The organism is Priestia taiwanensis, from assembly GCF_014638355.1.
GTDB classification, from domain to species: Bacteria; Bacillota; Bacilli; order Bacillales; family Bacillaceae_G; genus Priestia_D; species Priestia_D taiwanensis.
In genome coordinates, this window is record NZ_BMFK01000001.1 from 468953 (window position 1) to 481442 (window position 12490).

A 12490-nucleotide genomic window follows, 5' to 3' on the forward strand; every position below is an offset into this window, starting at 1 on the left:
GAAGAAGGCTATCTGGATGGATGGCCTTCTTCTATTTTTATTTTCAGTAAAAGTACCATATCGTCGTCGTTTATCATTTGTTTCATAGAGTCTTCGTCTTGTAAATCATATGTCTGCATAAAGTCTTCCGATGTTTGTCGGTATGCGGCTAATACAAGCTCTTTACCTATTTGTATCTCTACTTTTTCGTTTCCAATTGCATATCCCCATGTGCTTGCACCTTCTTTGCTGAGAATGTTTTCGGTTGGCTGAATGACTGATTTTGCGCCAGATCCATAAAGAAAAAATGAATGGAGTTCAGTCTGCTTTAGGATTCCAAATCCTATATTTCCTTCTGGTGTTTGATTAGGATTTAAACCATAACCTAATGTTAGAAGAGACTGAGATTCTTTTTGACCATCGGTGAATTTTTCTATCCAAAGAGTTACCCACCTTTTATCGGCGTGTGGCAGTCGAAGGGTGAAATCATATAAAATACCCAAATTTAAATCTTTAAATTTCTTCATATAGTGGGAGTGTTGATTTGCTGAGATGGTGATTGCTTCATCGTTTTGGTTGTTTGTGCAGCTAGAAGTTAGTAGTAGGGATAGGAGTAGTGTGGTAAGGAGTAGGTACGTTCGTTTCAATGTGATTCTCCTTTCTTCTGTAGATAATGTAATATATTTCATTCGACATGGATTTTATGATACCTGCTACATCGTATGTGTGCCCAACTTCATTCCCGCGGAAAAACTGTATGTTCTATCGCTTTAAGGAATATATTTTGTTGAATGGTATGTATATTCAAAGGTGATTTACTTGTGTTAAGAAGGAGATGAATGGCGATGTTTTTAGTAACAGGTGCAACGGGGCGAGTTGGACGTCATGTTGTTAATGAGTTGTTAATGGCTGGGCAGAAAGTCCGTGCACTAACACGTAATGTTGAAGGGATTAATTTACCTCAAGGGGTGGAAGTTGCGCTTGGTGATCTAAGTCAACCACATACGCTTAAGCGAGCATTGGAAGGTGTTACTGGCATGCATTTAATTACGAATGGAGTTGGGTATGTACCACTGCAAACAGGGCAAGAGATTGTTGAGCTTGCTACAAAAGCTGGAGTTCGGCGTGTTACCGTCTTATGGGGAGGGGAGAAGGGGCTTACAGAGAAAGCTGTTGAAGCTAGTAATCTGGAGTGGACATTGCTTCATCCGGCAGAGTTTATGTCTAATGCGCTTAAATGGAAAGAATCGATACGCTCCGAAGGCGTAGTCCAAGATTTATTTGCTGATTCATTAAGTGCTTCTATTCATGAGGGGGATATAGGGCGTGTAGCGGCAATTGCTTTAGTGGAGAACGGTCATGCTGGAAAAACGTATGTACTTACTGGACCAGAATCACTGACAGTACCTCAAAAGGTCGGGATTATTAGTAAAATAATAAATCGAGACATACGATTTGTTAAGCTGTCGGAAGAACAAGAGCGTGAACGGATGAGAAGAATGGGTGTTCAGGAAGATGCTATTGATTATGTTATCCGTTGGCATAGTAATCCTCCTGAATATTCATATACGGTAAATTCGAGTGTTGAAAAGGTTACGGGTAGACCAGCACGTACTTTTGCAGAATGGGCGACCGAGCATGTAAACTATTTTATTTAATAAAAGGTCTCAGTTTAACCTGTATCTTTCTGAAATAGCAGAGGTGTAGAAGCCCTTCTGCATAATGGTAATGTATGTGCGCTAGCTAGAAAGTCTACTACTTTATATGACTTATATAAAATACATGTTTGAATGTAAGAGTAAAATAAACCACCAGGTTAAAGAGGAAGGGATAGAAACCTCTTTATAGCCTGGTGGTTTATTTGTAGGGGAAGAGACTTCCTCTTAAGATGCGCCGCATAAAAGCGAATACCCCTATGATTAAGAAGTACATGTATTTCATGCGGCGTAAGTATATATTATAGGAAAAAATCCATAATACTTACATTGTGTATCCTGGTGGGTCCTCAGGATCAAACATGTTAATCTTTTGTCCCGGTGGATCCTCAGGGTCAAGCATGTTAATCTTTTGTCCTGGTGGATCTTCTGGGTCAAGCATACTGAATGCGCTTTCGTTATTGTTTGTACGAGAATAGTCATCTGTTATTGCGATACCACCAGCAAAAAATACTAAACATAATGCGAAATACTTAATCAATTTTTTCATAGCTATTTCCTCCTTTGTTATTTAATAAGCTTTTTAAGGTATTATTACTAATGCAGAGATACTGATTAGCTAATAAACAATCAACTTGTACGTAATATGAAGCAATTTTTTCTGCATACTCTACAACTTTTGTTAATTGGTCATGTTTTTGCATAATAGGTAGACCATAGTTAACTAAATAGTTAATTAAACCTTTTTCGTTTTTTAAAGATTGCAGATATAAAGCTTTTAGAATCACATATGTAGGGTCTTCTTGGTCCTTTAATAGAACCAGTTCCTCTTTTAATAGTTCTTCAGCTTTTTCGAATTCTTGCATATTTACGTAAACTTTTGCAATGCTGGCTATTGTTAGGTAGTAAGTGGGGGTATGTTTTTGTTTTAATTGTAAGGATTTAGAGTAGTAATCTAGTGCCTTTAACGGTTTATTATCAGATTCGTATAAAAAACCTAAATTATGTAAAGTTCTTGTTGTTTCCTTAACATTTTGCATTAAGTCTGCATCATCTAATAGTTCTAATAAAAATATTTCTGCTTTTCTATATTCACATGTATTTATTAAGTGAATGGCTATAATCGTTTTCACATGTAATATACGATAAATATTGCTCGTTTCTTGAAAAATTGTTAATGCTTTATGACCAAAATGAATAGCTAAAGTAGAATGATTCAACTTGCTATGTACTAAAGCTTTGAAATAGTAATACTCTCTTACTTTGTCGCTAAATTTTTCAACTAACTCGCTAATGTTATTTAATAGTTCTAACGAGCTGATAAATTCTTTTCTCTTAAAATAGTATATAGCATATAAAAAATCTAATAAATACCTTTCATATTGGGAAAATTTACGGCTATGTTTCATGATGTTCGTAAGCATTTCTTTAACGGTGTCTAATTTATTTAAAAATAAATAATAGCGTATTTCATATAGCTCGTATAAATAAACTAGATTTGTACAATTTATATAAGGTTGATGATTGTTTAAATAATTATAGATAGATTCTGCCTTTGTTGCATGTAACCTTTCTATAGAATCATAGAAAAGATTTATTTCTTTTTGAAAGTCTTGGAACTTCTTCTCTTCTATTTCAATGCATATGCCCAATCGTTCACATAGCAAAGTTAGTGTATCTACATTTGCTTCTTTTACGTTATTTTCTATTTTACTCAAGTGTGTAATAGAGCATATTCCCCTACATAATTCTTCTTGTGTCTTACATTGATTTTTACGATGATAATAAATTATTTTCCCAATTTCCACGTATTCTTTACCTCCTTATACAGATTATTCCAATTATATCATAAAAAAGTAATTTTTTGTATGTGTAGGGGATATCAAGCTGAAAGGGGAGAGTAATTTAAGTACTAAAAGTGACTGTTATTATGGTGCTAGAGCTGTTTGAATGGTGGCTTTTGTAGATTTATTTTCCCAATATGAATATGTCAAAATTCTACATTTTTTTCATTTTTCCTATGATAGTGTGATGGTAGTCTAATAAATACGCCAATTTAAAAGACTACTATTATGCTTAATTACAAGGAGGAATTTATTATGTTTAAGAAGTTAGTATTAGGAGTAGTTGCAACGGGTATTGCATTAACATTAGGAACTGGTGGAGTATCGGCATCGAGTGTAGAAAGTGCTCCGAAAACGTTGTCATGTGCTTCTGAATTATCTTGGTATGACAGTGGAACTGGTAAATATTATCAAAATAAATTCAGCTCTAGCAATGTTTTCGCTAATCAATATACCGATAGTACAGGGATTACATGGTATTTCAAAGGTTCTTCTAAAACATCTGATTGTGGTGGCGGCTATTACGGTCACTATGAAGGCAGATAATAATATCGAGTATTGTATGTAGAATGAGTGTATCATGATATTTAACTGGTAAGAAAGAATCTATAAATAGATTTAGTACTTCTTATCAGTTAAGAATAGAAACAAATTTATATGGCATATAAAGATATTAGTACGTAAAACTGGCTAATTCCTAACTAGGGATTAGCTGTTTTTTTGTATTTACCTATTTTAAAGATCATGTTTCTTGACTAACATGAAAATAATGTGAAGATGAAAGAGTTATAGGAGGAATTGATGTTATGCTACTTGTGAATGAGTTAGAAGGATTTTCTCAATATTCAACCTAGAATTCCTATTATCTACGAATCTTTTGTTGTACAGATAGCCATTTATTCTTTTACGAAGATAGCCGTTAATCCAAATATGTAATAGGGAGTTCAAAAAGAGCATGCCTCTTCGTTTTCTGTCGTATATTCCTTCCATTTTTAGTTAAATTATATGTCTGTATTTATTTTTTTTAATGAATAGCAGTTTTTCATGATGGGGTTGGTTGAAGAGCGAAAATAGTTTCCCTTTCTGTCGTATATACGCTAAACTTGTAAGAAGATAAGTTTTAAGGGAGTGACAATAGTATGATACTTGTAACGGCATCGCATATACATAAAGCGTACGGGACAGATGTTATTTTAGAAGATGCGACGCTTACAGTTCAAGAGAGAGAACGTGTAGCGTTAGTTGGTCCGAACGGGGCTGGCAAATCAACGCTTTTAAAAGTGATAGCAGGTGAATTATCACATGATAAAGGTGAAGTACATATCGCAAAGGGCTCGACAATTGGGTACTTGGCACAACATTCAACGGTAGATTCTTCAATGACTGTGTATGAGGAATTACGTTCTGTATATAATGATTTATTCGCAGTTGAGAAGCGTATGCGTGAAGTAGAGGCGGAGATGAGTAAGCCGTCTGTATACGAAAATGAAAGCAAGTTTCAAAGTTTAAGCGGGGAGTACGCGCGCTTACAGCAACAATTCACAGATCGTAATGGGTATGCAATTGATGCAAATGTACGCTCGATCTTACACGGATTAGACTTCCCGGAAGATATGCATAGTCAATCTGTTCAATCATTATCGGGTGGACAAAAGACGCGTCTAGCGCTTGGAAAGCAACTTCTTATGCAACCGGACTTGCTTATTTTGGACGAGCCGACGAACTACTTAGATATTGCACGTCTAACGTGGTTAGAAGAATACTTGAAGTCGTATTCTGGCGCGGTCTTAATCGTGTCGCATGACCGCTATTTCTTAGATGCATTAGCGGATATTGTGTACGAAATCGAGCGTGGTGTGACAAAACGTTACAAAGGAAATTATTCAGCGTATTTGGAGCAAAAAGCACAAGATTTAGCACTGCAAGCGAAGCGTTTTGAACAACAACAAGCTGAAATTGCACGTACAGAAGAGTATATTCGTCGTAACATTGAGGGTGTCCGTACGAAACAAGCACAAAGCCGTCGTAAAATGTTAGAGAAGATGGACCGTATTGAAAGTCCAATTACGAGTACTGGGAAAGTTAGTTTTTCTTTCGATATTATGCGTCAAACAGGAAATGATGTATTAATGGTCGAAGATGTGGCGATTGGTTATGAGACTAAACAATTATCCAAGGATATCAACCTTCAGTTAAAACGAGGCGAACGTGTTGCGTTAATCGGCCCGAATGGAATTGGTAAATCAACGTTATTGAAAAATATCGTTGGTGATATGAAGCCGTTTAAAGGGAATGTTCGTTTCGGAACGAATATTGACCTAGGGTATTACACGCAAGAACAAGAACATTTACAGGTGAATAAGACGGTTATCCAAGAAGTGTGGGATAGTTTCCCGCATTTAGATCGTCGTGAAATTCGGACGATTCTTAGTCATTTCTTATTTACAGGGGATGATTTAGAGAAGCCGATTTCGATTTTATCAGGTGGAGAGCGCGCCCGCGTTGCTTTAGTAAAGTTAATGTTACAAAAACCAAACGTGATGATTTTGGACGAGCCGACGAACCATCTTGATTTAATGTCAAAAGAAGTATTAGAAGGTGCGCTAGCGGATTATCCTGGTACACTATTCTTCATTTCACATGATCGTTTCTTCTTAAATCGTCTAGCAACACGTGTCGTAGAACTTGGGGAAGAGGGACTTACTACTTACTTAGGAAACTACGATGACTATGTGGAGAAGAAGGCCTTTTTAGAAGAATTAGCAAGAGAAAACGGCGAAGTACTAGTCGAAACGAAAAAAGAAGAAGATACATCATTCGAAGACCAAAAGCGTAAACGCCAAGAAGACCGCATGTTAAAACGTGAGGCACGTAAGAAAGAAGAACGTCTTCAAGCAATTGAAGGAGAAATTGCGGAATTAGAAGAGAAGGTTGTTGCATTTGAAGAACAACTATGCGATCCAGAAATCTTCAATGATCCAATGCAAGCGAAATCGATTAACGATGAATGCGAAGCAACGAAAGAAGCCATTCAAGCACTATATGATGAGTGGGAAGAATTAAGTTCATAAAATGATAGTGCCCTAGTAGCTGATGAGGCTTGCTGGGGCATTTTTAATTTTGTGACTAGTTGTAGCATTTCTCTATAATTTGGTATAAACTAGAAATAACTTATTCGGAAAGGAAGTGTTGATAATGATGAAAAAAATGAGCATTGTATTGATTCGTCACTTAAGTCGCGGGTTGGAGGGAGACAGCGGAAAGTAGTTTGTTTCTAGCTGTGTCCTTCATCATAACATTTATATTGGAGGATACACATTTGAATCAATTTACAAAACAAGAATTAGGATGGCAATCATTTTTTGAAGGGCAATGTACGGATACGACTTATGAGGTCGGACGCATTTGCTTGGAGCATAAACACATTTATCGCATTATGTGTGAAGACGGTGAATATGTCGGGGAACTAACAGGGAAGTTCAGACATGGCGTTCATTTACGTAGCGATTATCCAACGGTTGGAGACTGGGTATTCATCACGAAAGTACCTGGTGAGCAAAAGGTGATGATTCACGGCTTATTCGAACGAAAAAGTGTCTTTATTAGGAGATCGCCAGGTGGCAAAGCGGAAGAACAAATCGTCGCCGCGAATGTTGATTATGTGTTTTTAGTAAATGCACTGAACGGAGATTTTAACGTCCGTCGTTTGGAGCGTTACGTGTTATTAGCCTTTGAAAGTGGTGCAACGCCAATTATCGTTTTAACAAAGAAAGATTTGTGTGATGATGTAGAGGTGAAAATACAAGAAGTAGAGAAAGTAGCATTTGGCATTCCGGTTATCGCGGTGAATAGTTTAGAAGATGATGGAGTAGCGGAAGTACGTAAGCTTCTGTCGCTCGGTGTGACGGTAGCATTGTTAGGTTCGTCTGGTGTCGGCAAATCGACGCTTTTAAATGCGCTAATTGGTGAAGAAATTCAGCATACGTCAGAAGTGCGTGAAGGCGATGACCGAGGGAAACATACGACGACACATCGTGAATTGTTTATTTTACCGACGGGTGGCCTTGTAATGGATACACCGGGTATGCGTGAATTACAATTATGGGACGGAGATTCTTCGCTTAGTGCGACGTTCTCGGACATTGATGAGTTAGCGACGTTATGTCGTTTCCATGATTGTAAGCATGAAACAGAGCCAGGGTGTGCTGTACAAGAATCAATTGAAAGTGGTCAATTAGAACACGGACGTTTAATAAGCTACAATAAATTACAACGTGAAATTGCATACGGATTACGTAAGCAAAAGCAGGCTTTAAGGAAAGCGCTGAATGGAAAAAGCAAGAAGCCAGAGAAGGTACAAAAGAAATATAAAGCATATTAACGTACGTAACGGTCAAGTATATCTTGGCCGTTTTTTAGCACATAATTTTATTTTAGTAACACTTGAATTTGGAATATGCTCCTTTTAACTTTAGTAATGAAAATAAGCCGATAGTATGTAACTCTGTATAAAAAGTTGCATACTATCGGCTTTAAGGATCTTATAAGTTATAGAAGATTAGCTTTTCTACCTAAACATTATTGGAAAAGTAAATATAACGAAAGCTGCCCAAAGTCCGTAGACCGGCAAATACTTAGTAACGGCATCTTGGATAGTTGAAGGTCCGGATTTATTTTGTAGAAAACGCATATAGGAGAACATAATCCAAATTAGATTTGCCCAGATAAGTATGTTTATGCCTAAAACAGCAAGTCTATTAGGCGTAATCCCATAAGAAGACAGTCTGAACACAATGGCGGACAAAGCCACACTGTCAATGACAAGTGCAAGAACAATTAAGGAAAAATTTATATAATCTGAAATGCTCTTTTTCTCGTCTGAATCGCTCTCGGTAATGGAAAATATGGTAATGGCCAATACACCAAGGAGAATTCCGTTAAAGGCTATCAGGAAATTGCGGTCCAAGAATGGATTTTTTCCGACCCATATAACTGTTACAAGATAGACCAACAATGTGACCAGGACAAGAGGACTAAAAATTTTAGCTATATATGGTGTAATATTCTTAGCAAGTTTAAGATTCATTGATACTAGGTATGCAGCAACGACAGCGAGAGAGGCTGCACCAAATAAAACGACATTACTAAAATAGAAGTCTTCTATATTCAAGCCAACAAAGCTAAATAACTGCATGGTTAATGCTGCTAGTATCATTCCGCTAACTGCCATGCTAGCGTAGAGAATACAATATTCCAAATTAAATTTAATATAGGCTAATCTTGTACTGCCTTTTGAATATTCATTTCCTGTAAATGCAAGCCCTACCAATACCCATAAGAATATGGGAAGGTGTAAATAAGCAAGGATAGTACTGTCTTTATAATGTAATGGCAGCATATTAAGATACACTCCGGAAATTAGGAATAGGGCTGTAATGGAATAAATAATACGTTTTTTTGGAGTATTCTTGTAAACAAAATAGGCAGCAATAAAGGGAATTATACCAAAAGCCAGGTTAATTGGAGCAATTGCTTCCTGTTCGACAAAATGGAAAATGATTCTGGTGATTATCCCGGCCAGAATGGCTAAAATGCCCATGAATAAGAAATCTTTTTGAAGCAAGGAAGGTTTTTCTGTATTCGCCGTCTCCTTGAAATGCAATCTTTCATACCAAACGCCAAGAACCTGAGAATCAGGATTTTGTTCCCATGCGTGTGAGAATGACTTTTTAAAAGTTTTCGGATCTTTTCTATACATTCTCTCCAGCTCATGGGGGTTAGTAATATTTTTAATAAGCAAATTGTTAATGTCCATAGTTATATCTCCCCCTAATAGTTGTTATATGAAGTTTCCTTGATTCATTTAACTGTCTTCGTCACTTTTTTATTCTAAAATATCTCCTGGTGGCCACTCTAAAGCCTTACAAATTTTAAAAACAACGTTGTTACTTTTTTCATAAAAAGCACCTCACTTATTTATTCTGTTTTTGATTTTAATATATATTTTATTGTTTTACAATAAAAATTTGTTGGTTTAAATAATATTTTTATTGCGTGTTTTTGTTTTAAACAAAAATAAAAAACATTTTTCATTCAAAGAAATGCTCTGCAACTATTGTTTAACAGTCTAATATTTCATTCTATGGTCTAAAATGTTTTTTTAATAAGACACTTTTCACGATAAAAACACCCCTTTAGATAAACAAATCCAAAGGGGCGAAATATCGCGTCTTTTTTAAAGTGACATATGCTACTGTTAAATATTATACATATGGCGTAATTCTGTCGCTCTATAATAGTACATAAAGCATTGGGATATTGGTATAATAGGATGTAGATAAAGATAGAGGTGATGATGAATGCTAGCGAAATTACAAGAGTTTTTCGCAATAATGCCAGTAATGGATAGACAAGAATTTTTCCGCTTTTTGTTAACAGGAAATGAAGGAAGCATCGCCTTGAATAGATTAACAATCTGTGTGAATGATGATAATGAATTAAAGGTTATGTGGGAACAAAATGATAGACGTATCGTAGATATTAAAGCAATTGCTATTCAAGATAGTATTTTTACAGATGATGGTTTTGAAAAAAGTGTGCAATTCATACTAGAACGTATGCCTAGTAGAATGATTAAGGTGCAAGTAGAGCCACATCTTCACGTGGAATTCGGACCGTTCTTTGAATCGTGTGATGAATGTGATGAATAAGAAAGCACCTCTACCGACAAGGTTAGAGGTGCTTTTTTGTTTTGAAGGCAACAAGTGGAAGGAAGGCTAAGCTGACCCATCCGATTAAGGGATATAAGAAGCTAAGTAACGGACTGTAGCTTACGAAACTAATGGAATACGCAACGCAAATCACGACAACAACGACGATAAAGTATGGGATATCAAAAATACTTTGTAGTTGCTTACTAATACCAAAGACATTGCCGACAACGGTTGTGAAGATTTCGCCGAGAATAATGAAAATAAAGAGGAAATGAAATACATAATTGAGCTGTCTAATGACTTCTGCCATAGGGATGTTGTATGTATGAAACGATTCAATTGATGAAATCGCTAAATGGCTACTTAATAAGATAAAACATAGACCGATTCCGCCTAGAATACCACCTTTCATAATCGCTTTTTTATCTTGTACTTCATGAGCGAGTGGGACGAGGACACTTTGTGCTAATACGAGATTGAGTGCAACGTATGCAAATGGATTGATGAACCATTTTATATTTACTGGTCCTTCTGGGATGGTTTGTCCGATAGAAGCTAAGCTTGTGGAAAACGTCGTCGAACTTAGTCCGATGATAAATAGCATCATGATTGGAACGACAATGACATTGACAGAAAAGACACCTTCTATTCCTTTTTGGAGAACGAGTAGAGAAATCGCTACAGTTAGAATAATGCCGAGTTGGCGATTAAGATGTAGTTGTTCTTCGAATACTGCTCCGGCACCAGATAACATAACGCTCGTAACACCTATTAATACGACAATGGTAATGCCGTTAATGATTGTCCCAACGGTGTTGCCAAACAGATAACGATTGAATTCTTGTACGGAAAATGCTTGTATATCGACAGAAAGTAGCATCATTTTTGTTCCAAGCCAAATGAAGAGTATCCCGCTAAGGAGAATACCAATAGCACCGTAAAGACCATGTACTGTAAAGAATTCAACGATTTCTTTGCCAGTAGCAAAACCAGCACCAACAATTGTCCCTATATACGTTGCGGCAATTTTGAAGGATAAGTTCGCTTGTTTTTTGGCCATTTGTTTGTCCTCCAATGTGTTTTGTATTAACTATATGAACAAGCTGTGTTGTTTAGAATGAAGGATTGGATATATTCTTTTTGGAAATGTAGTTGCATCACCTATACAAGTTGTAGAGAGCTGGCATTTACTATTATAGAGAATTTTCATGAAAATCCTCTATTAGTAAACGTATAAGGAGGGAAGAGTATGTCAATATGTGATAACTTTCAGGCTTTCCCGATTTTTCCTCCTAATGGTCCGACAGGAGCGACAGGAGCGACGGGAGCAACAGGAGCAACGGGAGCAACAGGAGCGACAGGAGCAACAGGAGCAACGGGAGCAACAGGAGCGACAGGAGCAACAGGAGCAACAGGAGCAACAGGAGCAACAGGAGCGACAGGGGCAACAGGAGCGACAGGTCCAACAGGTCCAACGGGTCCAACAGGTCCAACAGGTCCAACGGGTCCAACAGGTCCGACAGGTCCGACAGGTGATCCAGGTATAACAGGTCCAACAGGTCCGACGGGTCCAACAGGTCCAACAGGTCCGACAGGTCCAACAGGTCCAACGGGTCCAACAGGAGCAACAGGAGTAACTGGGGCGACAGGAGTAACTGGGGTGACAGGAGTAACAGGAGCAACGGGAGCAACAGGAGTGACAGGGGCAACAGGATCTGGAGCAATTATTCCGTTTGCGTCAGGAATACCACTAGCGTTGACAACCCTAGTTGGTGGCTTAGCGGGGACTGTTGGTCTTGTAGGATTTGGTAATTCTGCGCCTACTGTATTATTACTTGGTTCAACAGTTGATTTGACTGGTGCAGCTGGAACGCTTCTTAATATGTCGTTCTCCATGCCGAGGGATGGTGTCATTGAATCTATCGCAGCTTACTTTAGTACAACACTAGCGTTAACGATTCTTGGGGGAGATGTGACTGTTACAGCTCAGGTGTATCAATCAACGACGCCGGATAATATTTTCACACCAATTCCAGGTGCTGTTGTGAACTTGGCGCCAACGTTAACTGGAATACTTGGAATTGGAACAATTGTAAATGGTATTACAAATGGTCTAGCAATTCCAGTAGCAGCAGAAACACGTCTGTTAGTGGTTTTCTCCATCACATCAACAGGACTTACTATAGCTACAGCTGTAGCGGGTTATGGAAGTGCAGGAGTAAATATTCTTTAAGACAAAATGAATGTGTATAGTAGTGAAGGGAAAGGCGCGATTTACGTTTAGTGTAATAGCGCCTTT

General features: G+C 37.5%; 11 protein-coding genes. 6 read left to right on the forward strand and 5 right to left on the reverse strand.

What is annotated here, in order from left to right; genetic code table 11:
- Positions 1-8: 8 nt before the first annotated feature.
- The gene (locus tag IEV41_RS02435) at positions 9-626 is read right to left on the reverse strand and encodes a hypothetical protein (RefSeq protein WP_188386858.1); all 618 of its coding nucleotides are present in this window, start codon (positions 624-626) and stop codon (positions 9-11) included.
- Positions 627-818: 192 nt separating this feature from the next.
- Here IEV41_RS02435 and IEV41_RS02440 point away from each other — a divergent pair, with 192 nt between their 5' ends.
- A complete protein-coding gene (locus tag IEV41_RS02440) occupies positions 819-1637 on the forward strand; it encodes an NmrA family NAD(P)-binding protein (protein ID WP_229722117.1) in 819 nt (272 codons plus the stop codon).
- Positions 1638-1959: 322 nt separating this feature from the next.
- Here IEV41_RS02440 and IEV41_RS02445 read toward each other — a convergent pair whose 3' ends face one another.
- Positions 1960-2184: a hypothetical protein gene (locus IEV41_RS02445; RefSeq protein WP_188386860.1), complete on the reverse strand. Its 225-nt coding sequence runs from the start codon at positions 2182-2184 to the stop codon at positions 1960-1962.
- Positions 2168-3442: a helix-turn-helix domain-containing protein gene (locus tag IEV41_RS02450; protein WP_188386861.1), complete on the reverse strand. Its 1275-nt coding sequence runs from the start codon at positions 3440-3442 to the stop codon at positions 2168-2170. Before IEV41_RS02450 ends, IEV41_RS02445 begins: the two co-directional genes overlap by 17 nt.
- Before the next feature lie 291 nt (positions 3443-3733).
- On the opposite strand from IEV41_RS02450, the gene IEV41_RS02455 reads away from it, so the two are divergent.
- The 3 genes from IEV41_RS02455 (at position 3734) to rsgA (ending at position 7859) form a co-directional block, all read left to right on the forward strand.
- The gene (locus tag IEV41_RS02455; protein ID WP_188386862.1) at positions 3734-4024 is read left to right on the forward strand and encodes an LCI fold-containing protein; all 291 of its coding nucleotides are present in this window, start codon (positions 3734-3736) and stop codon (positions 4022-4024) included.
- Between the two features lie 593 nt (positions 4025-4617).
- A complete protein-coding gene (locus IEV41_RS02460) occupies positions 4618-6549 on the forward strand; it encodes an ABC-F family ATP-binding cassette domain-containing protein (RefSeq protein ID WP_188386863.1) in 1932 nt (643 codons plus the stop codon).
- A 248-nt stretch (positions 6550-6797) separates the two neighbouring features.
- The gene (rsgA, locus tag IEV41_RS02465; protein WP_308420323.1) at positions 6798-7859 is read left to right on the forward strand and encodes a ribosome small subunit-dependent GTPase A; all 1062 of its coding nucleotides are present in this window, start codon (positions 6798-6800) and stop codon (positions 7857-7859) included.
- A 186-nt stretch (positions 7860-8045) separates the two neighbouring features.
- Here the strand turns inward: rsgA and IEV41_RS02470 are convergent, their stop codons facing one another.
- Complete coding sequence (locus IEV41_RS02470) at positions 8046-9293, reverse strand: DUF4153 domain-containing protein (protein ID WP_188386864.1); 1248 nt, start codon at positions 9291-9293, stop codon at positions 8046-8048.
- Between the two features lie 544 nt (positions 9294-9837).
- Between IEV41_RS02470 and IEV41_RS02475 the strand changes: the two genes are divergently transcribed.
- Positions 9838-10188 carry a DUF3979 family protein gene (locus IEV41_RS02475; RefSeq protein WP_188386865.1) on the forward strand — a complete coding sequence of 117 codons (351 nt, stop codon included), beginning with the start codon at positions 9838-9840 and terminating at the stop codon, positions 10186-10188.
- Positions 10189-10210: 22 nt separating this feature from the next.
- Here the strand turns inward: IEV41_RS02475 and IEV41_RS02480 are convergent, their stop codons facing one another.
- Entirely contained in the window at positions 10211-11251 is a 1041-nt protein-coding gene (locus IEV41_RS02480) for a YkvI family membrane protein (RefSeq protein ID WP_188386866.1), read from the reverse strand.
- 189 nt (positions 11252-11440) lie between these two features.
- Between IEV41_RS02480 and IEV41_RS20380 the strand changes: the two genes are divergently transcribed.
- On the forward strand, positions 11441-12424 hold the full coding sequence (locus IEV41_RS20380) for an exosporium glycoprotein BclB-related protein (RefSeq protein WP_188386867.1): 984 nt from the start codon (positions 11441-11443) through the stop codon (positions 12422-12424).
- Positions 12425-12490 lie beyond the last annotated feature (66 nt).

Coding starts and splice junctions, on each gene's coding strand:
- IEV41_RS02460 (WP_188386863.1), top strand. CDS start 4,618: ATGATACTTGTAACGGCATCGCATATACATAAAGCGTACGGGACAGAT.
- IEV41_RS02445 (WP_188386860.1), bottom strand. CDS start 2,184: ATGAAAAAATTGATTAAGTATTTCGCATTATGTTTAGTATTTTTTGCT.
- IEV41_RS02470 (WP_188386864.1), bottom strand. CDS start 9,293: ATGGACATTAACAATTTGCTTATTAAAAATATTACTAACCCCCATGAG.
- IEV41_RS20380 (WP_188386867.1), top strand. CDS start 11,441: ATGTCAATATGTGATAACTTTCAGGCTTTCCCGATTTTTCCTCCTAAT.
- IEV41_RS02440 (WP_229722117.1), top strand. CDS start 819: ATGGCGATGTTTTTAGTAACAGGTGCAACGGGGCGAGTTGGACGTCAT.
- IEV41_RS02480 (WP_188386866.1), bottom strand. CDS start 11,251: ATGGCCAAAAAACAAGCGAACTTATCCTTCAAAATTGCCGCAACGTAT.
- IEV41_RS02475 (WP_188386865.1), top strand. CDS start 9,838: ATGCTAGCGAAATTACAAGAGTTTTTCGCAATAATGCCAGTAATGGAT.
- IEV41_RS02455 (WP_188386862.1), top strand. CDS start 3,734: ATGTTTAAGAAGTTAGTATTAGGAGTAGTTGCAACGGGTATTGCATTA.